This window comes from Yoonia sp. MH D7 (assembly GCF_054439475.1).
Window position 1 is genome coordinate 1,921,605 of sequence record NZ_JBTJCF010000001.1, and the last position, 21,849, is coordinate 1,943,453.

At 54.4% G+C, this 21,849-nt stretch carries 19 protein-coding genes and 3 pseudogenes; 8 read left to right on the top strand and 14 right to left on the bottom strand.

Annotated elements, in window-relative coordinates:
- Positions 1–155: 155 nt before the first annotated feature.
- Complete coding sequence (locus ACXLHR_RS09355; protein WP_458791190.1) at positions 156–1,454, bottom strand: IS630 family transposase; 1,299 nt, start codon at positions 1,452–1,454, stop codon at positions 156–158.
- Positions 1,455–1,722: 268 nt separating this feature from the next.
- On the opposite strand from ACXLHR_RS09355, the gene ACXLHR_RS09360 reads away from it, so the two are divergent.
- A protein-coding gene (locus ACXLHR_RS09360) for an IS3 family transposase (protein ID WP_458789593.1) occupies positions 1,723–3,065 on the top strand; the annotation gives its coding sequence in 2 pieces (ribosomal slippage) (positions 1,723–2,050 and positions 2,050–3,065; 1,344 coding nt in all).
- A gap of 35 nt (positions 3,066–3,100) precedes the next feature.
- On the opposite strand, the gene ACXLHR_RS09365 is transcribed toward ACXLHR_RS09360, so the two are convergent.
- Positions 3,101–3,319 carry a ParD-like family protein gene (locus ACXLHR_RS09365; RefSeq protein WP_458791191.1) on the bottom strand — a complete coding sequence of 73 codons (219 nt, stop codon included), beginning with the start codon at positions 3,317–3,319 and terminating at the stop codon, positions 3,101–3,103.
- Positions 3,320–3,436: 117 nt separating this feature from the next.
- Between ACXLHR_RS09365 and map the strand changes: the two genes are divergently transcribed.
- A complete protein-coding gene (gene map, locus ACXLHR_RS09370; RefSeq protein ID WP_458791192.1) occupies positions 3,437–4,291 on the top strand; it encodes a type I methionyl aminopeptidase in 855 nt (284 codons plus the stop codon).
- Positions 4,292–4,497: 206 nt separating this feature from the next.
- Here map and ACXLHR_RS09375 read toward each other — a convergent pair whose 3' ends face one another.
- The 3 genes from ACXLHR_RS09375 to ACXLHR_RS09385 form a co-directional block, all read right to left on the bottom strand.
- Positions 4,498–4,884, bottom strand: coding sequence for a hypothetical protein (locus ACXLHR_RS09375; protein WP_458791193.1), 387 nt, complete (start codon positions 4,882–4,884; stop codon positions 4,498–4,500).
- Positions 4,885–4,917: 33 nt separating this feature from the next.
- The gene (locus tag ACXLHR_RS09380; protein WP_458791194.1) at positions 4,918–5,070 is read right to left on the bottom strand and encodes a hypothetical protein; all 153 of its coding nucleotides are present in this window, start codon (positions 5,068–5,070) and stop codon (positions 4,918–4,920) included.
- A 188-nt stretch (positions 5,071–5,258) separates the two neighbouring features.
- Positions 5,259–6,293, bottom strand: coding sequence for an IS110 family RNA-guided transposase (locus tag ACXLHR_RS09385; protein ID WP_458790674.1), 1,035 nt, complete (start codon positions 6,291–6,293; stop codon positions 5,259–5,261).
- Between the two features lie 415 nt (positions 6,294–6,708).
- Between ACXLHR_RS09385 and blaOXA the strand changes: the two genes are divergently transcribed.
- The 4 genes and pseudogenes from blaOXA to ACXLHR_RS09405 all read left to right on the top strand — a co-directional run.
- On the top strand, positions 6,709–7,536 hold the full coding sequence (blaOXA, locus tag ACXLHR_RS09390) for a class D beta-lactamase (RefSeq protein ID WP_458791195.1): 828 nt from the start codon (positions 6,709–6,711) through the stop codon (positions 7,534–7,536).
- Between the two features lie 40 nt (positions 7,537–7,576).
- Positions 7,577–7,777 carry a transposase gene (locus ACXLHR_RS09395; RefSeq protein WP_458791196.1) on the top strand — a complete coding sequence of 67 codons (201 nt, stop codon included), beginning with the start codon at positions 7,577–7,579 and terminating at the stop codon, positions 7,775–7,777.
- 65 nt (positions 7,778–7,842) lie between these two features.
- Positions 7,843–8,852 (top strand): annotated as a pseudogene (locus ACXLHR_RS09400) (IS3 family transposase); the annotation flags it as partial.
- A 76-nt stretch (positions 8,853–8,928) separates the two neighbouring features.
- Positions 8,929–9,333 (top strand): annotated as a pseudogene (locus ACXLHR_RS09405) (IS3 family transposase); the annotation flags it as partial.
- Positions 9,334–9,512: 179 nt separating this feature from the next.
- On the opposite strand, the pseudogene ACXLHR_RS09410 reads toward ACXLHR_RS09405, so the two are convergent.
- From ACXLHR_RS09410 to ACXLHR_RS09430, 5 genes and pseudogenes are all read right to left on the bottom strand, one after another.
- Positions 9,513–9,617 (bottom strand): annotated as a pseudogene (locus tag ACXLHR_RS09410) (transposase); the annotation flags it as partial.
- 206 nt (positions 9,618–9,823) lie between these two features.
- Positions 9,824–11,374 (bottom strand): multicopper oxidase family protein, encoded by a 1,551-nt coding sequence (locus tag ACXLHR_RS09415; RefSeq protein WP_458791197.1) that lies wholly within the window; start codon positions 11,372–11,374, stop codon positions 9,824–9,826.
- 74 nt (positions 11,375–11,448) lie between these two features.
- Positions 11,449–11,790 carry a hypothetical protein gene (locus ACXLHR_RS09420; RefSeq protein WP_458791198.1) on the bottom strand — a complete coding sequence of 114 codons (342 nt, stop codon included), beginning with the start codon at positions 11,788–11,790 and terminating at the stop codon, positions 11,449–11,451.
- A gap of 245 nt (positions 11,791–12,035) precedes the next feature.
- Positions 12,036–12,815: an ion channel gene (locus ACXLHR_RS09425; protein ID WP_458792517.1), complete on the bottom strand. Its 780-nt coding sequence runs from the start codon at positions 12,813–12,815 to the stop codon at positions 12,036–12,038.
- 387 nt (positions 12,816–13,202) lie between these two features.
- Positions 13,203–13,715, bottom strand: coding sequence for a hypothetical protein (locus ACXLHR_RS09430; protein WP_458791199.1), 513 nt, complete (start codon positions 13,713–13,715; stop codon positions 13,203–13,205).
- 610 nt (positions 13,716–14,325) lie between these two features.
- On the opposite strand from ACXLHR_RS09430, the gene ACXLHR_RS09435 reads away from it, so the two are divergent.
- On the top strand, positions 14,326–15,726 hold the full coding sequence (locus tag ACXLHR_RS09435; RefSeq protein WP_458791200.1) for a helix-turn-helix domain-containing protein: 1,401 nt from the start codon (positions 14,326–14,328) through the stop codon (positions 15,724–15,726).
- Here ACXLHR_RS09435 and betA read toward each other — a convergent pair.
- Genes betA through betI form a run of 4 tightly spaced genes read right to left on the bottom strand, consistent with a single transcriptional unit; the run spans position 15,723 to position 20,966 of the window.
- Positions 15,723–17,381: a choline dehydrogenase gene (betA, locus tag ACXLHR_RS09440; protein ID WP_458791201.1), complete on the bottom strand. Its 1,659-nt coding sequence runs from the start codon at positions 17,379–17,381 to the stop codon at positions 15,723–15,725. The two genes, ACXLHR_RS09435 and betA, sit on opposite strands and share 4 nt — an antisense overlap.
- On the bottom strand, positions 17,378–18,835 hold the full coding sequence (betB, locus tag ACXLHR_RS09445; RefSeq protein ID WP_458792518.1) for a betaine-aldehyde dehydrogenase: 1,458 nt from the start codon (positions 18,833–18,835) through the stop codon (positions 17,378–17,380). Before betB ends, betA begins: the two co-directional genes overlap by 4 nt.
- 56 nt (positions 18,836–18,891) lie before the next feature.
- Positions 18,892–20,400 (bottom strand): choline-sulfatase, encoded by a 1,509-nt coding sequence (gene betC, locus ACXLHR_RS09450; RefSeq protein WP_458791202.1) that lies wholly within the window; start codon positions 20,398–20,400, stop codon positions 18,892–18,894.
- The gene (betI, locus tag ACXLHR_RS09455) at positions 20,397–20,966 is read right to left on the bottom strand and encodes a choline-binding transcriptional repressor BetI (RefSeq protein ID WP_458791203.1); all 570 of its coding nucleotides are present in this window, start codon (positions 20,964–20,966) and stop codon (positions 20,397–20,399) included. The genes betC and betI overlap by 4 nt, the downstream gene beginning before the upstream one ends.
- 460 nt (positions 20,967–21,426) lie before the next feature.
- Here betI and ACXLHR_RS09460 point away from each other — a divergent pair, with 460 nt between their 5' ends.
- Positions 21,427–21,690 (top strand): hypothetical protein, encoded by a 264-nt coding sequence (locus ACXLHR_RS09460; protein WP_458791204.1) that lies wholly within the window; start codon positions 21,427–21,429, stop codon positions 21,688–21,690.
- Positions 21,691–21,849: the final 159 nt, after the last annotated feature.

The following is a 21,849-nucleotide window of genomic DNA, read 5'->3' on the forward strand; positions in this document are numbered from 1 at the left end:
GAGGTTAAGGCCTTGGTGAAGGGTATCGTAGTGATCGGCCCTTTGCGGTCATTGGCCGCAAGATCGTGATGCTGCGGTGTGGCCCATTGAAGGAGACATTCGCTGCAACTGCGAAAGCTCGGCACTATGGCTCCCCCTATGCTCATCTTTGATGGTTATCGATAAAGTGGGTCTTTAAAATTGCTGGAAGGAGAAAACACTGGCAGCTCCCGTTCGAGTCCCCAAATTTTCTTCCCCGCGCGGCTAGGTGACTGCATGAACTTAGCATTGCGCTCTGAAAAATATCGATCGATCGCAGTTTTTGCATCATCGGCGGAGCCGTAATTGCTATTGTGAATGATCGCTCGTGCCATGCCGCTGAAAACCGATTCAATCACGTTCAAAAACTGGGCTCCACTTGGTAGCGGCGCAATTAAAACCTTTGGCAATCCATTTGACACGTGCTTGCTGTTGTGATGCTCGATATGCAAATTCAGATCCTTAGATATGTGCCATGATGCTGCATCCCAAGACAGAAAGATCTGCTTCCGGTTAGAATATTGATTAACGAGAATGTCCATCAGTTTGATCATCTCAGCAGTGTTCTTTTTCTTGCTGTAAAAATGTGTGACTTGATTTGTAGATAGTTCCAATGCGGCGGTCATAATTAAGCATCCCTTTGACTTCTGCCATTGAGGCACAACCGGCTCGACACCTGGGGCAACTAAAGAACGCCCTCCATTCATTTTGACCGCAAAGGGACCGAATTCGTCTATTGAAAAGAACGCATCATTTTTTGTAAGATTTGAGAGAATTTTTTGGATACTGGCTAATTTTTCACTGTATTCCGGATCTTGCGATGTAAGAACTACCTTTGCTTTGCGCCATCGATATCCTGCGTCTTTGAGGATTTTTCGAAGTACTTCCGGGCACGCAGAATGCCCACATTTTGCCAACACAAACCTGAAATCTTCCATCCTCCAGGTCGTTCGATTGATATCGTAGTTTGAAGGCGGCTCGTGGAACAATGCAAAAACTGCATCTTTAAGGGCAGGGCTGTCATATTTACGATTTGCGGATCGCTTCCTCTGCAGCAAACCCTCGGGTCCAAACTCTCGGTAAAGAACAACATATTTAGCACACGATCCACGAGCTATTTTTAGAGCGGCCGCAATACTTCTTATAGAAAAGCCCGCCTTCGACCCCAGTATCGTAAGCGCACGGTTTCGTTTTATGCGGTTACCACATCCTGCAATCTGCAGGAGTTCTTCCAGGTCTTCAGTTTCGCCAACGGACAGCGCGATTGCATCGGCGGTCATCGTCCCAGCAGCGATCGAATGCAGCCAATCTTTGGCTCGATCATAGGATAAATGCTTGTCCAGAGTTGCCTGATTTTTTTTCCTGTAACCCATCGTTTTTTGCGCGAAACTCTTTACTTTCGCTTCCGACAAAACCGGCTGACGGCCATGAGACATTGCTTTGAGAAAAAGCGCGGCCTTTTGATGGCCAATTGAAAAAAGGACGTCGCTGGAATACTTCCATGTGTCTTCTGATATTTTGGCAGGTACCGGACCATCTTGTAGCAGCGAAACATAATCACGAACTGCCGAATAACTCCCGCGATAATTTTCTTCGTTTGATATGAACTCGAAAATCCTGTCTGACGTCAGCGCCTATGGGACCAAATAGCGTTATTTGATAAGAGAGTGTTTCTGGCTCATCGTCACCACTGAGGAGTGGAAGATGAGACAAACAACGACGAGCCCTGGCGAGAAGATCGTCAAAGACATCAAACGCGCCACGCGCAAGCATTACTCATCCGAAGAGAAGATCAGGATCGTTCTGGATGGTCTGCGTGGTGAAGACAGCATTGCAGAGCTGTGCCGCCGTGAGGGTATCTCTCAGGGCATTTACTACAAATGGTCCAAGGACTTCATGGAAGCCGGAAAGCGGCGCCTTGCGGGCGATACGGCACGTGCGGCGAACACTGACGAGGTGAAGGATCTGCGCCGTGAGGCCCATGATCTCAAGGAAGTTGTGGCGGAACAAACGCTCGAACTCCGTTTGCTTAAAAAAAGCATGCTGGGCGATGGGGGCAACCACGAATGAGATATCCTGCATCTGAGAAACTGGAGATCATCCGGCTGGTCGAGGAAAGCCACCTGTCAGCACGGCTCACGTTGGCAAAGCTGGGCATTCCCCGCACCACATTCTACCGTTGGTATGATCGATATTTGCGGCGTGGCGAAGTTGGACTGCAGGATCAATCGCCGAAGCCCAAACACGTCTGGAACCGCATTCCTGACGAGGTGCGGCGCAAGGTCGTGAAGTTGGCGCTGAAAGAAACCGAGTTGTCGCCACGTGAACTGGCCGTGACGTTCACGGATCGAGAAAGCTATTTCGTATCAGAGGCTTCGACGTATCGGATTTTGAAGGCGCACGATCTGATCACCAGCCCAGCGTTTATCGTTATAAAGGCGGCGAGCGAGTTCAAAGACAAAACCACGGGCATCAATCAGTTGTGGCAGACGGACTTCACATATCTGAAGATCATCGGATGGGGCTGGTTTTATCTCAGCACGATCCTCGATGACTACAGCCGATATATAATCTCGTGGAAACTTTGCACCAACATGAGAACCCAAGACGTGACGGACACATTGGACTTGGCTTTGGCAGCGTCGGGATGTGACCAAGTTCATGTCGTCCACAAACCTCGCCTGCTGAGTGATAACGGCTCCAGCTACGTCTCGGGGGAGCTGGCGGAATGGTTGAAAGACAAGGATATGAAGCACAGCCGTGGCGCGCCCTATCATCCTCAAACGCAGGGCAAGATCGAGCGGTGGCATCAGACCTTGAAGAACCGCATCCTGCTGGAAAACTACTTCCTACCCGGCGATCTTGAGGCTCAGATCGAAGCCTTCGTAGACCACTACAATCACCAGCGTTACCACGAGAGCCTGAACAACGTTACACCCGCCGACGTATACTTCGGACGCGACAAAGCCATTCTACAGCAACGGGAAAGGATCAAACGTAAGACGCTCGAAACGCGACGCTTGCATCACAGACAACACGCCGCATAATGCAACCAACCAGATGAGCCGAACTCTCTCTTAGTCTAGGCCGCCTTTGGTGCCAAAAACCCTGACGACGGACACACGTCAGCGTCCTTGAGTTGCTGTGCGATGAGCTCAGTGAACGTCATGGTCGGGTGAGACTCGGCCAACATGCCAATCCTGATCCAGAACTCCGCCTGCGCATTGATTGAACGACACATGACAGAGCTCGCCTTGCGCAGTTCCTCATGCAAACCCTCATCTATTTTCACGATACCCATTGATATGCCTTTTCTTTGCCTGCATACGAAACATATACGATTCGTATATTAATGCAATGCCCTCTCAGGTCTGACGCGATCCGTTCGAAGAGGTGCAGGTAACGCGAGGGACGCCTTATGGACAGCTACATCGATGTGCCGATAGCGCCGCCTGCCCAGCAGGCACGGCGGACCGAGAGTATTAAACTCTATGGCCCGGATGCCTTTGAGGGTATGCGCCGCGCTGGCCACCTGACGGCGAGGTGTCTGGACGGGGTGGCCGACATCATCAAAGACGGCATGCCCTTAGCTGAGATCAATACCTATGTCCTCGACTTTGCTGTTTCACACGACGCAGTGCCGGCGACGCTCGGCTACAAAGGGTATGCCTATGCGTGTTGCACATCAGTCAATCACGTTGTGTGTCATGGCTTTCCAAACGAGAAAACCTTGCGCAACGGCGACATCGTCAACGTCGACGTGACGTTGATCCTTGATGGCTGGTTTGGCGATTCAAGTCGCATGTATACCGTGGGCAAGCCAACACGGGCAGCCGAGCGGCTGATCCAGATCGCGCATGAAGCGATGAGGCGTGGAATTGAAGCTGTCCGTCCCGGCGCGCACCTTGGCGACATCGGGCATGCAATTCAGGCCTACGCACAGTCAGAACGGACGGGCGTGGTGCGTGACTTTTGCGGTCACGGGATCGGGCAAGTTTTTCATGACTTCCCCGACATCCTCAATTTTGGCAAACCAGGTGCCGGCCCAGAGTTGCGCGAGGGTATGATTTTCACGGTCGAGCCGATGGTCAATCTGGGGCGCGGAGACGTGAAGTTGCTTGCCGATGACTGGACCGTCGTCACCCGTGATCGATCGCTATCAGCGCAATTCGAGCATTCGATCGCCGTGACGGCAACTGGGTATGAGATATTTACGCTATCGCCCGCTGGCCGTCATGCACCGGGGGTCGAGGTCAACCCAATTCCCTTATAGCAGAAATATAAAGGCCTGCCAAAAACCACCGTTTGTTGAACGGTTCGTCGAAGCGGTCACTGGTGCAGCCGCAGCGAAGGTCGGAAAAGTCCGCGGTGTGTGAATTCGAACTTCGTAAATTTTGCAGCTGCAGCGAATGTCCGGAATGACGGGCCGCACCGCAGCATCGAGCGGCAGTGGTCAATGGCAGCAATGGGCCGAACTCGTCAGTCGAAATGCGTTTCCAAAAGAGTCGTTGTCTTTTGATTGAGCATCGCTACCTTGTTGTGGGCATGTCGGAACAGCATCCGTGCCAATTCTGATACTGGTGAGCCATCCGCTATATCTCTAAAGGGTGCAATTTCTGTAAGGCCAAGCGGGCGCAGAGCGCTTGACTCTACGAGGATATCAGCGGTCACACGTGTACCTGTAATTTGGAGGCTAATGACGCTTCCAGCAGCGGCGAGCCCTTGGCCACCTTGGCGCTCGGAGGTCCAGATGAATATCCGTTCGCCAACCAATATTTGGCTGCCACCATACATCGTTCGTTCATCGATACGGATATTCTGTCCAACTACCATTTCGATAGGAGCGATCTTCGCGACGAAAGCCATTTCTATTCCTCTATCTTAATTCCTCTCACAACTTTATCGCCCCTCAATGCGGGAAGGCAATGTGGCGTCTTGCTTTAGTGATGCTGCGCTGCGGCGTTCAAAGTGTGCCAATGTCGGCTTCTCTAATTGGGCGTTTGGGTCAAGCTCATTTTCCTTCTTTCTTTCTTCCGGGTCTTTGTCACTCATCCGGGTCACGCTTCTCTTCGCAGTCTGGTTGATGCCGTGATGGCACCGCTGCACGCATATGTCGGATCGGACGTGGAGAGCCTTGCTTTGGGACGCGCTTCACGTTGCGCAGCAGACATTTTCGGCTTCTTCCACGAACCTCGTCCGGTGAGGGACGACCCCGTTAGGATTGGTGTTTGGGCTTTAGGTCATGCCTTGCCCCCCACTTGGTCCTGACGGAATTCTGTGCCATCTATCCACATCCGGTGGAGCAAGACGGCGAGTTTACGTGCGACAGCTACAACGGCGCGACGACGACCCTTGGTGCGCATTAGCCGCATACCCCAAGATTTGATCTGCGATCCGGCCATCGTCCGCATCAGCAAAGCGTTTGCAGCTGCATACAAAGTTGCGCGAACGTCTCTGTCCCCCGCTTTCGATATACGACCAGGATTGTCGTGCTCACCTGACTGATATCGTCGCGGTGTTAGCCCAAAATGCGCGCCTACAGTTCGTGACCGTTTGAAGCGCGTAGGATCGTCCACAGCGGCTTTGAAGGTCAATGATGCAATCGGTCCAACACCCGGAACGGTCATCATTCGCATACAAACCTCATCCTGGCTGGCGGCGCGTTTGACACGCCGATCCAGTTCCAGAAAGTGCTGATACAACACAACACGTGCATCTAATAGTGGCACCAAGGCATGGGCCAGAACGTCATCCATCTCGATCATCGGTCGGACAACACCATCGAAACTGCCGTGCTGCACAGTCTTGGGCAGACGAATGCCAAATATCTTTAATAAACCGCGCACTTCATTGGCTAGATCCATTGTCTTCTTTAGCAATGCCTTGCGCGTGCTAAGCAAGGCACGGACGCCATGGGCCTCTCGGCTCTTCATATGTACCGGGCTGAACCAGCCCGTGCGTAGCACTTGAGCTATCCCGCGAGCATCATTCTTGTCAGTTTTATTCCGCATTGCTGATAGCGCCGCATTGACCTGTCGCGCCTCCATGCAAACCACATCGAAGCCTTCTGCTGTCAAACCGAAGTACAGGTGCTGGCTCATCGTGCCCGCTTCAAAGCCCACCCGTTCAATCGGATGTGCGAACTCAGCAAGGTACTTAGTGATATCGCTGATCTCGCAGGGCAGCTCTCGTTCAAGAAGCACTTTTCCTCTGCCATCAACAATGCAAAGCGCACAGGATCGAAGCGATACGTCTATTCCGGCAAAATATTCCATCTTCCTTCTCCCTTGTTCACAGTCATCCTGTGATCTTATCGGGAGCTCGACCTCAGAACAGAGGGTAGCCCAATTACGCATGCTCTGGGCCGTCCTTACTGGGGGGCTGAGGCACCTGATGGGCAAAATGCTGCGATCGATCTAACGGCGGTTGAGAGCCTTAATTACCGAATTGCTGTGCCGCAGCGAACTTCTGCTATCACGAGAAAGCAAAAAATCTTCAATAACTACTTAGGCACTGAACTGGGCTTTTGGTAGCGTCAATCAAGGTGATTTGGGCATGTGCCAAAGAGGAGGGTTTTGGGGACGATCAGGGTTGGCCGATGCGTAGATGATGCTGACCTTTGTTGTTCTTGAAAATCAGAATAAACACGAAGTAAAAGGCACTACAAGTGTTGATTTGAGAGTCGTAATCATGAGAAATTTCACTATCTTATTGGCCCTTTTAGCCAATTTGGTCGTCACGACCCAAGTCGAGGCCAAAACAGTTTGCACCATTGTAGTAGACGAAGCGGCTGTTGAAGTGTTGCACCAAGTTGGCGATTGCAACAGTCGTGTTACCCCAGCGTCTACCTTCAAAATTGCCCTCGCCCTCATGGGATTTGATGCGGGGGTTTTGCAGGACGCACATACGCCCGCTCTACCCTTCCATGAAGGCTATGCAGACTGGGGTGGCGACAACTGGCGTCAAACAACTGATCCACAGAAGTGGATGAAGTATTCCGTGGTCTGGTTCTCTCGGCAGATTACTCCGATGTTGGGCATACCGCGCCTGACGCAATACGCATCGTCGTTTGACTATGGAAACGCCGATTTTAGTGGCGATTTTGGACAAGCCAATGGCCTTGAACGCGCTTGGATGACCTCATCGCTCCAAATCTCTCCGCGTGAGCAGGTCAATTTTCTGTCACGGATGATAAGGCATGGTTTACCGATCTCGGAAGTCGCAGTTGACCGGACAATCGAGATTATTGAATTCACTGACACCGCTAACGGATGGCGAATATGGGGGAAAACAGGCGCGGCCTATCCCCGTATGGAAAGCGGTAGTTTTGATTATGCGAAGGGCTGGGGCTGGTTTGTCGGCTGGGCGAAACACGGCGAAACGACAATCGTTTTTGCATACCTGCTGCAAGACGAACAGCGCCACGAGCAATCACCCGGACTTCGTGCCCGCGCAGCAATGCTTTCTGGGATCGACAATCTCTTATCAGTGGCAATTGAGGTGCCCCTAGATTTGTAGACGCTTTGCTTGGTAATTTTGGAACCAAGGAGAGACGGATATGACCAAAGGAATACGGTTTACAGACGAGTTCAAACAGGACGCTGTGGCGCAGGTTGTTGAGCGTGGATATGCGGTCAGCGAAGTCGCCGAGCGGCTAGGGATAAGCACCAAGTCGCTGTACACTTGGAAGGCGCAATTTGCGAAGTCGCCACGTGTCAGATCGGAGGTTGCGGAGCAGGCTGCTGAGATCAGACGGTAATCCTCCCCAAAACTAAGGGGATGCGGAAGTAGAATTTTCTCGGCAAGATATCTGAGGAGATTTTGATGAAGATGACGAGATATAGCGAACCCCAAATCCTTGCGATCCTGCGCCAAGCCGAAGGCGGTGTGCCTGTCTCTGAGCTGTGCCGCGAGCACGGCATGAGCAACGCGTCATTCTACAAATGGAGGTCGAAGTATGGCGGGATGGACGCATCGATGATTAGCCAGATGAAGGCCCTTGAAGACGAGAACCGGCGTCTCAAGAAGATGTATGCCGAGATGAGCATGCAAGCTGAGTTACTGAAGGAAGCCCTTGGAAAAAAGTGATCCGGCCAGCCCTGCGTCGGGGTCTGGCCGAGAAAGCTGTGGCGCGACACGGTGTCAGCATTGCGCTGGCCTGCCGCACCTTTGGCGTGAGTGAGACCTGCTATCGTTACAGCCCGCTCTTGAGCGACGAGAACGAAGAGGTCGCCGATCTGCTGGTTGGGCTAACGACCGCCCGGAAGACGTGGGGGTTTGGGCTATGTTTCCTGAATCTACGCAATGTGCAGGGCCATCCGTGGAACCACAAACGCGTTTACCGCATCTACTGCGAACTGGAACTGAACTTGCGGATCAAACCTCGGAAACGGTTAAAGCGGGACAAACCCGATGCGCTGGCAGTGCCGGACGCACCAAACGTGACCTGGTCGATGGACTTCATGGCGGATCGCCTCGGGGATGGCCGGGCGTTTCGGCTTTTGAACGTGCTGGATGATTTTAACCGCGAGGGTTTGGGCATCGAGGTTGATTTTTCTTTGCCAGCCGAACGGGTTATTCGCAGCCTCAACCGGATCATCGAATGGCGCGGCAAACCAGAAACTATTCGGGTTGATAATGGCCCAGAATATATCAGTGGCAAGCTGTTAGAATGGGCTGAAAAACAAGGTATTAGCATCCAGCATATCCAACCCGGAAAGCCGCAGCAGAACGCTTACATCGAGCGCTACAATCGCACGGTCAGGCATGAATGGTTGGACCAACACATCATTGAAAACATCGAGGAGGCGCAAGACTTCGCCACACAATGGCTTGTCTTATAATGAACTTGGCTCCTGCTTTATAATGGGGCCACTGCCCGCCACGTCATTTGTGACAGGCAGTGGCGGCGGTTGGTCGATGCAATCTCGCATGACAACTGACCTGGCCTTGCAAGCCTTGTTGGCTGCTGTTTGGCGGCGCAAACCAAAGCAAAAAGTCATGATCCATTCAGACCAAGGTTCACAGTTCACTGGCAAAGAGTGGCAGTCGTTCCTTAGCAAACACAATCTGGTTGCCAGCATGAGCAGACGTGGGAATTGTCATGACAACGCGGTCGCAGAAAGCTTCTTCCAGCTTTTGAAGCGGGAGCGCATTAGGCGGCGAACATACCTCACACGCGACGCCGCAAGGCAGGATGTGTTCGATTACATCGAGATGTTCTACAACCCTACACGCAAGCACACGAACAACGGCATGCTGTCACCGGTTGACTATGAAATGAAACAGCAGAAAATGAACGAGGCAGGCGTCTAGGAAGTTAGGGGCACCTCACACGAAGCAAGTCACTCAGCTACCGCTTCAAAGCCAGCTCCGAGGTCGCGATGAAAACACGAAAGGAGACGACCGCATTAACCAAAAATAGACGCTCAGACATAAACAAGGGCGGGTCATATCTTGATGAAAATAACGGATCAGCTCTCGGTGAAAATCAACAGGGCGAGGCCAAGATCATCCGCCACTTGCTTGCGTGTAAGTCCGCTGGTCAGTGCGACACGCACCGCCTCCTGCCTAAATTCATCTGTTCGTTTCAATCCCATACTTCATCCCATTTGTTGCAGTAAATGCTCTCAAAGGAGCGGTATCAAACCGTGTTAAGACCAGAATGCCTGTAAGTCCTTTGTTCATGATGAAATCTCAAATGTGTCTTTTCCTACTCTGCGGCTTTGGCGTGGTGCTCTAGCTAATAGCCCCCTTTGCATGTGATCTGCCACCGATGAGGACGTTCCTCTCCGGTGGCAGGGTATCAGGCGGTGACGGCGAACTCGGTCATCATGCCTGAGGACAGGTGCGGCATGTGATGGCAATGCAGCATCCAGCGTGCGGCCTCACCTGCATCCAGCGCAATCGTCACCATCGTCATTGGCGGCACATAGACCGTATCGCGGATCGCACCGTCGACTGCGCGTCCGTTGATCTTTATCACTTGGAACACATGGCCGTGCAGGTGCATCGGGTGTCCCATCATCGACATATTGTGGAATGTCAGATGCACACGTTCCCCGCTTTTGGCGGTAATCGGTGTGTGGTTGCCCCATGTTTCGCCATTAATCGTCCAAAGGTAAGGCTGCATTGCGCCACCCAACATGATTTGGTGCGACCGGTCCACCGGGCGCGGCGCAAGAGCGGGCACGCCTTGCGGCCTTGCGGCCCGCAGCGATGCCTCTTGGGCCATATCGATGTCAAACGGGCTGCTTTCAGTTTCGCCCAGATCATCGATCCGGCGTATCTGTGCACCTGTGGTGGCGAGGATGAGACCCGTGCGCTCTCGTGCGCCTTCGCGCAGCGCGAGGATCGGAAAGGCACCCGTTTCCGGTAGATCGATTTCCAGATCAAGGCGTTGCGCCATAGCAAGACCAAAGCGTGTGCCTGCCATCGGTTCAACCGCATGCCCGTCCACGGCGACCAGACGTGCCGGTATCCCGCCGGTATCGATCCAGAACGTTGTCGCCGCCGCAGCGTTGATCACCCGCAGTAAAACGCGGCCCCGCCGTTCAACCGTGATCACCTCCGGATCGGCAAGCGTGCGATCGTTGGCAAGATATGCGTCGAAGTCAAAGTCGTTCAGGTCCATTTCCATCCCACCGGCGCCCATCCCGCCCATGGTCATGCCGCCCATATTCATGCCATCCATATTCATCTGGCCGGTTTCGCCCGACATCATGCCGCCCATCGCCATCCCTGAATGATCCATGCCTGACATTGCACCCGGTTTTTGCGCGGGCGTATTCATGGCGTTCATGTCGTGATGCGCGCCCCCTTCCGATATCTCGGCGAGCACCTCGGCCGCTGGCCGAAAGGAGAAATCATGCAAGAACATCACGACCTCTTGACGGTCGGCAGTCATATCCTCGGGCCGCCGCACAATCAGCGGCGCGGCAAGCAGGTTCATCTCTTGCACCGGCACATGGCTGTGCATCCAGAATGTGCCCGGCATCGCCGCATAATCATAGCTGCGCGTCTCGCCTGGCTGCAAAAGCGGCATTGGCAAGTTCGGCACGCCGTCCTGCACATTGGGTGGGATCTGCCCATGCCAGTGAATGATGGTTTGCTCATCCAGCGCATTGGTCAGGTCCACGCGGAACCGTTGATCGGGATCAAGGACCAGCCCCTGCTTGCCTGATCCATTGACCAATCCCATGACGGTGGCGGCGCGACCATCAACCTCGATCACCCGCGTCGCAGCGGTCAAAGAAAGCGGATTATCTTGCGCAAAGGCGAGGCGCGGTAAGGCGGTGGTTGCAGCCATAGCTGCGGATGCGGCTACAAAGCCGCGACGTGTCATTTCATATTTCATTTTAAAAATCCATTATACCCCCGAATGGGAGTGCATCGGTTTGGAACCCCCTACGGGTTCCGCCTATCAACGCTTTAGATGGATTTGGGCGGGCGATCTGCGGTTTCGATCAGACGTCCGGGGAGCACCAAGGAAATAGTTATTTGGCGCGGAAGGGGGCGAAATGCCATTGGGGCCACGTCCGAAGAGGGAAACACAGCCGCCATTGATCCGATACAGGCACTTGCACAGCCGTCGGTCATCGCATGATCCGAAGCGCCGCAATGCATTTTTTCAGAGTGCCCGCTCATGACGGTTTGTTCGGTGTGACATGGCATCGACATTGTTTGCGTTTGCCCAGCCATTGCCGCATGCGGCATGGTGCCGGACAATGCGACAGCAATCAGCAACAAAAGAGAGAACAAGTAACGTGTCATAGAGTCCATTCGCAGAAGTATAGCAAATATCTATAATTTATCATGCTGCTCCACAATACACGATGCCGTTTGCTAAGTTTATCTGAAGTTACCGTCAGATTTCGAGTTGTTTCATAGAAAGGTCTGATGCCATCAGCATATGGCTCAGACTGCCGAGAGATCGTCCAGAAACGCGCAATGGCTGCACCCTCGGGGACCTTCCCTTGACTTCGATCGCTCGCTATCAATCACGACGATTGCCCCGTTCATGCCCCTGTGTCGCCCTCCGTCTCGATCTTCAATGGCTCGCCACAATGCTTGCAGTGAATGGCATCAGGTTCGTGCCGGTTCAGGCCACATTCAGGGCATTTATGTTTGATCTTGGAAGGCTGGAAAATGGCGCGCGCCAATTGCACAAAAAGCGCAACGCCCACAACCATGATGAAAACCGACAATAACTTGCCGCCGGGTGTCGTCATGGTGATGTCGCCAAAGCCGGTCGTCGTCAGCGTCGCCACCGTAAAATATAGCGCGTCAACATAGCCGACGATGCCAGTCTCTTCATCAAAAGCCAGCACGAAGACGAACGACGTGGTCACAAAGATGAAGACCAACAGGTTGACCGCGGCGAGGATCGCGTCTTCGTGGCGGCGAAAAAACATGCTCTCGCGCCGCAGGTCACGCAGCAGATGGAAGGCGTGAATCAATCGTAGCCCCCGCAAGACGCGAAGGAATGCGAAGTTTTCGATGATAAGCGGTGCCAATAACAGGGACGCCACGACAATCAGATCCGCAATGGTATAGATGCGCGTCAGTTCCTTGCGCCGGTTGTCTGAAATCCAGAATCGGGCCGCGAGATCCACAACGATAAGCAGGCCAAGACCCGTGTTCAGCGCGGTCAAAACCGGCGTCGCGGAGAGCGCCGCGGTCGCAATGAAATAGACGATGGTCAACGCATCGAAAACAATCAGCCCATAGCGAAACCGTCGGGCGCGCTGGCTTTGACCAGTGTAGAGTAACCTGATTGTTCGATGCAGTTCTTCCATCTGCGCAACATTGCACAGGTTTTCGTCTTGAACCACTGTCACTTTCAAATCTGTATTACGCCTAAAACGAAAGAATGCTACGACATCCCCCAGAATGCGTGAATACCGGTTGATGCAGGCCGAGGAAGCCATCGTTGAACGCGGCGCGAGACGGGCAATCTGGGGCGGTTCGTGAAGGTTACGCCCGACAGTGTGCGGAACCCTAAGGCGGCAGAAGGATAGCGTGAGGTGCCTGTGCCTGATCGATTGCCACGGGCGGGGCGAATGTTCTGAATGTTGAACGTAAATGTCGTAGCCGAGCAGTTCAATGATGCACACACCGGCCCAAAGCAATTTCACTCTCTTTGGGTCGGTGAACGTCACTTAGCGATTAGGCTAATTAAAAGATCAGTTACCAGACTGATATTCCGCTTCCTCAGTCAAATCATCACAGGCAAACGGCAAATAACTGCCATCCATTCGTACCGACCGATCAAGGTAAGAATACGGCTGGGCCAGATAGACCGGATCTGTGATTGTGTATTCACGGACTAGTTCACCTGCGTCATCAACGTAGAAGACTTCCACGATTTCCATCTCTTCGCTATGCGGCAGCGATGTGGTCGAACGCCCGCCAGTCACATTCAGAAATCCAGCTGCGAAACCTCTGGTCGTCACCTCTAGGCGGTCGCCATTCCAAACACCAACCGAATAACCCTCGAGGCTCGGCTCGATGGTATCAGGGAATGAGCCATCGATATGGATCGTGCGCACGACGTCCATAAACCCGTAGGTGATGGTTACCGTGTCAGCGGTTTCTTCAATCTTGTTTACCATTTTGCCAAAACGATAATCCAGAATGATGTTGGTGGCTTGGCACTTGAACCGCGGATTGTCTTCGTCAGTGAAATCGTTAGCCATTTCAACCGCAAGGTCGGTCAGCTGAAACTCTGGACCTAGTCCAGCATAGGCGAGCGGCGAATCCCCAAGAGGTTCGCCCCACTCTCCCGACAAACCGCGTTGGGCCGTAGCCGCCTCATCGGTCGCCGCAGGCGGTTTACAGCATTGCGGACACTGCCAAGGCAGAAATTGAAATGCGCTTTGCGCAAACGCCTTCGTGATATGCCGCTTCAGAAGCTGAGTTTTTCAAGCTCTTGCGCGGCAGACAGGTCAGTCGCGCGGCCCCGATTTTTCGACGGGTCGAGCTGCGCCGTCACCGTGCCAGACAGCGACAGGAAAGGTATGCTTCAGGCAGGGCACACCGTCATAATGACCTTCATGGTCATGTAACGTGCAGTCGTCTGGCAACAAATTTTGCGGCCGTGCGGCAGGGCAAGTTTGCGTATTACATTGCATTCGCATTGAGAATTCAGAGGCAAAGCGCATTGGAAAATTACATCATGGTAAAGCGGACAAAACCCATACAATGGATATATTCTTCGCCTGTGGAAGGGACGTCTCAGCTAGCGCTTGCTTTGCAACCTTTGCAACCGCTACACATGCTAACAGGCAAACTTTGCAAAGGCATGTCATGGCAATGCAGAAAATCTACGCAGGCGCAAAGCTGCGCGAATTGCGCGGGCGTCTCTCGCTAACGCAAAAATCATTTGCGCAGAAACTTGGTGTGTCGCTGCCTTATCTGAACCAAATGGAAAATAATAACCGGCCTGTCAGCACAGCGGTAGTGTTGGGTTTGGCGCATGAATTCGGGTTTGATGTGACCGAGTTGCAATCGGGCGACGAGGCGCGATTGGTTGGTGATATGCGCGAGGCATTGGCCGATCCGGTGTTTACGGGGGATAGTCCTGCACTTGCAGATTTGCGACTTGCGGCGGCAAATGCCCCTACCCTTGCTCGGGCGTTTCTGGACCTGCATGCGGCGTACCGCCAGACCCACGAACGCCTTGCCAGCTTGGACGAAGCCTTGGGTCGCGAGGATGCCCGCCTTGCGCCAAGTCCGTGGGAAGAGGTGCGTGACTTCTTTCACTATTGCGACAATTACATTGATGCGGTGGATCGCGCGGCCGAGCGGTTTGCGGCAGGGTGTGGTGCGGGTGAAACCATCATGGATGCGGCCATACGGGTGTTGGCGACGCATGGTATTCGCACGATATTCGCTGCGACCGAGCCATTGCGCCACTTTGATCCCGCAAGCAAATCCTTGACGATTTCTACCCGCGCGCAAAAGTCGACGCAGACATTTCAAGTGCTGTTACAACTCGCGCTTGTGACGCAGGAACTGCTGTTAGAAGCCACGTTGGACCTTGCGCGGTTTGGCTCGAAAGAGGCGCGCAGCATCGCGAAAGTCGGGTTGGCCAATTATTTTGCCGGGGCTGCGTTGATGCCTTACATTGCGTTTTTGAAGGCTGCGCAGGAAACGCGGCATGATTTGGAAGTCTTGTGCACGCAGTTTGGTGCGTCGCTAGAGCAGGTGGCGCATCGGTTGTCGACGTTACAGCGCCCAGCTGAAAAAGGGATTCCGTTCTTTTTTGTGCGCGTGGATCAGGCGGGGACAATTACCAAGCGGCACTCTGCGACGACCTTGCAATTTGCCCGTTATGGCGGCGCCTGTCCGTTGTGGAATGTGCATGCGGCATTTGAAACGCCGGGGCAGTTTTTGCGCCAATTGGCCGAGACACCAGACGGTGCGCGGTATTTTTGTCTGGCGCGAGACGTGTCGCGGTCTGGCGGGTCGTATCATGCGCCGATGCGCCGTTATGCGATCGGCTTGGGCTGCGAAGTGCGCCACGCGGACGCATTGGTTTACGCCGATCACATGGATAAAGCGGCGACCAGCGCCTATGCGCCGATCGGGATTTCGTGCCGCATTTGCGAGCGCAAGAATTGCCACCAGCGGTCGGTGCCCCCCATTGAGCGCCGCTTGCGGGTCGATCCCGATTTGCGCGGTGTGTTGCCGTATCAGGTGGATTAGCGCTGGGATGTTTGCCAGTTCGGGTTGATCCATGGCTCGTCGTTTTGCGGGGCAAGCGGGTGTTTGCCAAGGATGTGATCGGCAGCTTTTTCACCGACCATGATGGAAGGGCCGTTGAGGTTACCGTTTGTTATTCTTGGGAAAATCGAACTGTCGGCAACGCGCAGGTTTGACACACCGATAACGCGACATTCGGGATCCACCACTGCCATGGGGTCATCAGTTGCGCCCATTTTGCAGGTACCACAGGGGTGGTAAGCACTTTCCACATGGTCGCGAATGAAGGCGTCGAGCGCCGCGTCCGACTGCACATCGGCGCCCGGTTGGATCTCGAGGCCGCGGTAATCTGCAAACGCGTCCTGCCCGAATATTTCGCGCGTCAGGCGGATACATTGCCGGAAGTCGGCCCAGTCGGAAGGGTCTGACATATAGTTGAATTGGATGCGCGGGTTGTCGGCGGGGTCGCTCGATTTCAGGGTGACTTGACCGCGCGAGACAGACCGCATCGGGCCGACGTGGGCTTGATAGCCGTGGCCCTCGGCGGCGACTTGACCGTCGTAGCGCACCGCTATGGGCAGGAAATGGTATTGAATGTCGGGGTATTTCACGCCCGCTTTTGAACGGATGAAGCCTGCGCTTTCGAACTGGTTTGATGCGCCAAGGCCGGTTTTGGTGAACAGCCATTGCGCGCCAATTTTAGCTTTGCCCCAGAGGTTCCAGTGCTTGAACAGGGACACGGGTTTTGTGGCGGCTTGCTGGATATAGAGTTCTAAGTGGTCTTGCAGGTTTTGGCCCACCCCTGCGCGGTCGGCAATGACGTCGATGCCGTGTTCGCGCAGGTGCGCAGCGGGACCGATGCCCGAGAGCATCAGGAGTTTTGGCGAGTTGAGCGATGAAGCGGCGATGATGACTTCGACGTTCGCAGTGATCACCTCGATTTTGCCGTTGCGGGTGACTTCGACGCCGGTTGCGCGACCATTTTCGATGATGATTTTACGGGCTAAGGCGCGGGTGATGGTGCAGTTCTCGCGTTTTAATGCAGGGCGCAGGTAGGCGTTGGCGGCGGACCAACGGCGTCCCTTCCAGATCGTCGCATCAAATGGGCCGAAGCCTTCTTGTTGCGCGCCGTTATAGTCGTCGGTGACGGGGTATCCTGCTTGCGCGCCTGCTTTCACGAACGCCTGCGTGAGCGGGTTTGTGCGCGGGCCGCGTGTGATGTGCAGCGGGCCATTATCGCCACGCCACGCTTTATCGCCGCCATGACCGCTAGAATGCCAGTTTTCCATACGTTTGAAGTAAGGCAGCACATCGGCATACCCCCAGCCCTGTGCGCCAGTTTCGGCCCAATGATCGAAGTCTTGCGCGTGGCCGCGCACGTAGATCATGCCATTGATTGACGATGATCCGCCGATGACTTTACCCCGTGGCGTGACCATTTCACGCCCGCCCAAGTGTGGTTCGGGGTCGGATTTCAGGCCCCAGTCGTACATTTTCATGTTCATCGGGTAGGACAGTGCGGCAGGCATTTGGATGAACGGCCCCGCGTCGGAACCGCCGTGTTCAATAACCAGCACTTGCTTGCCTGCTTCCGCCAGACGGTAAGCGATGGCGCAGCCTGCGGAGCCGGCGCCGATGATGATGTAATCTGCGTTCAAAATGGAGCCTCGACGTCGGTCATGGCGACATAGACGCCTTTGATTTGAGAATAGTGATCGATTGCGGCTTTGGAATTTTCCCGACCTACGCCAGAGAGTTTCGAGCCGCCGAAGGGGGCCTCGACGGGGGCTAGATTGTAGGTGTTGATGTAGCATGTGCCCGCTTCAAACCCTGCGGCCATGCGGTGCGCGCGGGTCAGATCGGCGGTAAAGACGCCAGCGGCGAGGCCGTAGATGGTGTCGTTGGCACGCGCGAGGGCTTCTTCTTCGGTGTCGAAATCGAGCACTGAAAGCACAGGGCCGAATATTTCTTCACGCGCGATGGTCATGTCGTCGGTGACGTCGGCAAAGACGGTCGGCTCAATGAAGTAGCCCTGCCCGTCTACCCGTTTGCCGCCCGTGACAAGGCGAGCGCCCTCTGCGATGCCTTTCGCGATAAAGCCTTCCACAATGTCGCGCTGGTTGGCCGAGACCATCGGGCCAAAGTTTGTGGCGGGGTCTTGGGGATCACCCATTTTGACGCCTTGTAGGCGTTCAGACAGGCGGCTGAGGAAGGCGTCTTTGATGCCTTTTTGCACAAAGACCCGCGTGCCGTTGGAACAGACTTGGCCGGATGAGTAAAAGTTGCCTAGGATTGCGCCCGAGACTGCGTTCTCTAAGTTGGCGTCGTCGAAAATGACGAGCGGGGATTTGCCACCAAGTTCCATTGTGACAGACCTGATCCCTTCGGCAGCAGCGGCGTAGACTTTCCGCCCTGTGGCGACGGATCCTGTGAGGGATACTTTTGCTGTGCGGGTGTCTGTAATCAGGGCAGCACCGACTGCGCCGTAACCTTGGATGACGTTGTAGACACCTGCGGGTGCGCCTGCTTCATGCAAGATTTCGGCGACTTTGAGGGCGCAGAGCGGAGTCGTCTCGGAAGGTTTAAAGATCATTGTATTACCGCAAGCCAGCGCTGGCGCGGCTTTCCAGCTGGCGATTTGGGTCGGGTAGTTCCACGCGCCAATGCCAACACAGACGCCCAAGGGTTCGCGGCGGGTGTAGACGAAATCGGCGCCGAGCTGGATGTGCTCGCCAGTGATTGTGGCGGCTAATCCACCGAAATATTCAAGTGCGTCAGCCCCTGATGTGGCGTCAGCGACGGAGGTTTCCTGATAAGGTTTACCTGTGTCGAATGTTTCGAGCACCGAGAGGTCGTGGTTGCGGTCCCGCATGATGTCGGCGGCGCGGCGCAGGATGCGGCCCCTCTGTGTGCCTGTCATGGCGGCCCATGCGGCACCTGCGGTTTTGGCGGACGCGAGGGCCATGTCGATGATCGCGGGGGTCGCGGAATAGACGGTCGCGATGGTTTCGCCTGTGGCGGGGTAAATGACGGGGATCGGGTCTCCGGCGGTGTCTTCGACGTATTTGCCGTTGATAAAGTGGCTGGCGGTGGGTTGGGTGTTATAGGGCATGTTGGAGCCTCCGGCGGGAGTTATTGGGGACATAGAAAATGGGTTCATTCGCTAAGTTATTCGTTTCTGGGGAAGCGTTTGTTTTCCTCTAAGACGTTGAGGTCCATGTGGTTGCGCATGTAGCGCTCGGACGCCTTTTGCAGAGGTTCGTAATCCCATGGGTAGTATGCGCCGTTGCGCAGAGCTTCGTAGACGACCCAGCGGCCTGCCTGCGAGTGGCGCACGGCGGCGGCGTAATCGTCGAGGTTCCATCGCGCCTCGGACTTGGCGCGAAGTTGGCTACGGGTGCCTTGGTGCGCGGGAGCTTCGGCCAGATTGGTTAATTCGTGTGGATCCGCGTCGAGGTCGAACAGCTGGTCGGGGTCGAGAGTGCAGCGATTGAATTTCCACTTGCCGTAGCGCAGAGAGACCAGTGGCGCGTAAGAGCCTTCGGCGGCGTATTCCATCGCGACAGGATCAGAGCGCACGCCGCCTTGGCCTAACGACACGATGGATTGGCCGTCAGTCCAAGGTGCTACTTCCGACATATCGACGCCTGCGAGGTCGCAGAGGGTTGGCAGGATGTCGATGCTGCTGACGGGGGTCGTGTTGAGGCCTACGTCCATTTGCGGAGCGCAGATCATCAAAGGGACGCGAGATGAGCCCTCGTAGAAGGACATTTTGAACCAGAGGCCGCGCTCGCCTAGCATGTCGCCGTGGTCGGAGACAAAGATGATTGTTGCGTCTTGGCGGGTGTCTTCTAGGGTTTGCAGAATTTCGCCGACCTTGTCGTCGATGTAGGAGATATTGGCGAAATAGGCTTGGCGGGAGCGTTTGATATTGTCGTCTGTGATGGTGAAATTGTCGCGGTCGTTGGCATCGAGGATGCGCTTAGAGTGCGCGTCTTGGTCGGCGTAAGGGATCGGGCCAATTTCGGGCATCAAATGGTCGCAGTCGTTGTAGAGGTCCCAATGTTTTTTGCGCGCGACATAGGGGTCGTGTGGGTGAGTAAAGCTGACGGTCAGGCACCATGGCCGCGCATCGCCGCCGCGCGACAGGTCGTAGAGTTTCATTTTCGCGTGGTGCGCAACTTCGTCGTCGTATTCCATCTGGTTGGTGATTTCGGCCACCCCTGCCCCCGTGACGGACCCCATATTGTGATACCACCACGCGATGCGCTCGCCGGGTTTGCGGTAATCGGGGGTCCAGCCGAAATCAGCGGGGTAGATGTCGGTGGTCAGGCGTTCTTCAAAACCATGCATCTGGTCAGGGCCGACAAAGTGCATTTTGCCAGAAAGCGTGGTTTGGTAGCCTGCGCGCCGCAGGTGGTGGGCGTAGGTCGGGATGGAGGATGTGAACTCGGCGGCGTTGTCGTAGACGCCGGTGCGGCTAGGCAATTGGCCCGTCATGAAAGAGGCGCGTGCCGGGGCGCAGAGCGGTGAGGCAGTGTAGGCGTTTGCAAAGCGGGTGGAGCGGGCCGCGAGTTTTTTGAGATGTGGCGCGTGCAGCCAATCGGCAGGACCGTCGGGAAAGAAGGTACCGCTAAGTTGGTCGACCATGATGATCAGGATGTTCGGTTTGGTCATGCCGCACCTTTGGTCAGAATCGTTAACGCGGCCAGTGCCGTGCCTTGCAGGTCGGCGTCGGGGGCGGTTAATGCGGCGCGGATATAAAGCCCGTCAATCAGGGCGGCCAAGGTATCAGCGACGCCGATTGGATCATCGCAGAGCGGGCGTAATGCGTGGGTGAGGTTAGACCGCAGGCGCCGTTGGTAGGTGTGCAACAGGCGCAATGCGACGGGGTTGGTTTGGGCCTGCACATAGAAGGTCATCCATGCAGAGACGGTGGCTGGATCAAAGAATGATTGTGCAAAATTGGCGTGAATGATCGCGCGGGCGCGGGTTGCGGGGTCTGTGGCACCTACCAGCGCAAGGCGGACTTCACCGCTATAATCGCGCAGGATTTGGCGCATCGCCGCCTCGAATATCTGGTCTTTGCCGCCGAAATAGTGGTGGGCGAGTGCCGAGGACATGCCCGCACGTTTTGCAATACGGCTGACCGTCACATCAAGCGATCCTGCGGCTCCGATTTCGGCGATTGTAGCACGCACAAGGGCGGCGCGCCGAATAGGTTCCATTCCGATTTTTGGCATACTGACCCCCAAGGTGTTCGGGGATTTGATAGCTTTTTCTTTATTGACTGGTCAATCAATAAAAACTTTCACTTGGTTTGCGCCACCGCAGGAGTGATCTTGAAGCGACGGGCAATTCAGGGCCACTTTGACCGAATTGTTTGCCACTTGTTGGCTCTATTTCTTCCGCTAACACCTAAGTATCTGAAAATATTGAGTTTCATAAAGCGCCGTTCCGATAGGGACGGCGCTACTTTTTGGGATAAGGAACTCGTCGAAATAGGGCAACCGGCCTTGACCGCACTGCAAAAAACAGTGTTTGTCTTGTGTATGACAACGCATTTTTTTATTAGTCTCATGCAAGAAACATGATCTGCCTTTCCAGCAGGAACGGCAAAAGGCATGCGCGTTTTTCTACTTCCTTCACATTTTTCGCATGTCGCTGTTTTCCACCCTCTTTTTTTGAATTTGGAAACTGTCCATGAAACCAGTTAGAACCAACGATGCTCCTCGTATGCAAAATGAGTTGCGCGAGATCACTGAACACCTGATTGAATTGTTGAAGAGCATCCGAAAGAAGAAACTGGCAAACGATCTCATTGGTGACGATGAGAGATCTAAAGATTTTGACGTCGAAGACTTTGATGCATTTGCCGACGAGCTTTCGGCTGGCGTAGAACTTACGTCGCGTGATCACTCCCGCATTAGGGATCGGGCAGCGAAACTTTTAGTTTCAAAGCTGTAATCGCAGTTCAATATTAGGTCATCACTTGACCTATTGAATCGCATACAAATTGGCGCCGTCACAGCAGAAGAATATTTCCCCAAAGACGAGCAACTAAACGTCGTTTTATTTGTGAAAAAGAAAGTCGGTTATTTTTCACAAAAAGCTTGTAAAACAATG

Excerpts from the sequence above, each read along its gene's own strand:
- ACXLHR_RS09375 (WP_458791193.1), bottom strand. The coding sequence starts at position 4,884 with ATGGCTTTCGTCGCGAAGATCGCTCCTATCGAAATGGTAGTTGGACAG.
- betB (WP_458792518.1), bottom strand. The coding sequence starts at position 18,835 with ATGCCCTATAACACCCAACCCACCGCCAGCCACTTTATCAACGGCAAA.
- ACXLHR_RS09385 (WP_458790674.1), bottom strand. The coding sequence starts at position 6,293 with ATGGAATATTTTGCCGGAATAGACGTATCGCTTCGATCCTGTGCGCTT.
- ACXLHR_RS09380 (WP_458791194.1), bottom strand. The coding sequence starts at position 5,070 with ATGAGTGACAAAGACCCGGAAGAAAGAAAGAAGGAAAATGAGCTTGAC.
- map (WP_458791192.1), top strand. The coding sequence starts at position 3,437 with ATGGACAGCTACATCGATGTGCCGATAGCGCCGCCTGCCCAGCAGGCA.
- ACXLHR_RS09365 (WP_458791191.1), bottom strand. The coding sequence starts at position 3,319 with ATGGGTATCGTGAAAATAGATGAGGGTTTGCATGAGGAACTGCGCAAG.
- ACXLHR_RS09435 (WP_458791200.1), top strand. The coding sequence starts at position 14,326 with ATGGCAATGCAGAAAATCTACGCAGGCGCAAAGCTGCGCGAATTGCGC.
- ACXLHR_RS09460 (WP_458791204.1), top strand. The coding sequence starts at position 21,427 with ATGAAACCAGTTAGAACCAACGATGCTCCTCGTATGCAAAATGAGTTG.
- ACXLHR_RS09425 (WP_458792517.1), bottom strand. The coding sequence starts at position 12,815 with ATGGAAGAACTGCATCGAACAATCAGGTTACTCTACACTGGTCAAAGC.
- betI (WP_458791203.1), bottom strand. The coding sequence starts at position 20,966 with ATGCCAAAAATCGGAATGGAACCTATTCGGCGCGCCGCCCTTGTGCGT.
- betC (WP_458791202.1), bottom strand. The coding sequence starts at position 20,400 with ATGACCAAACCGAACATCCTGATCATCATGGTCGACCAACTTAGCGGT.
- ACXLHR_RS09355 (WP_458791190.1), bottom strand. The coding sequence starts at position 1,454 with ATGTCTCATGGCCGTCAGCCGGTTTTGTCGGAAGCGAAAGTAAAGAGT.
- blaOXA (WP_458791195.1), top strand. The coding sequence starts at position 6,709 with ATGAGAAATTTCACTATCTTATTGGCCCTTTTAGCCAATTTGGTCGTC.
- ACXLHR_RS09395 (WP_458791196.1), top strand. The coding sequence starts at position 7,577 with ATGACCAAAGGAATACGGTTTACAGACGAGTTCAAACAGGACGCTGTG.
- ACXLHR_RS09420 (WP_458791198.1), bottom strand. The coding sequence starts at position 11,790 with ATGACACGTTACTTGTTCTCTCTTTTGTTGCTGATTGCTGTCGCATTG.
- ACXLHR_RS09430 (WP_458791199.1), bottom strand. The coding sequence starts at position 13,715 with ATGGCTAACGATTTCACTGACGAAGACAATCCGCGGTTCAAGTGCCAA.
- ACXLHR_RS09415 (WP_458791197.1), bottom strand. The coding sequence starts at position 11,374 with ATGAAATATGAAATGACACGTCGCGGCTTTGTAGCCGCATCCGCAGCT.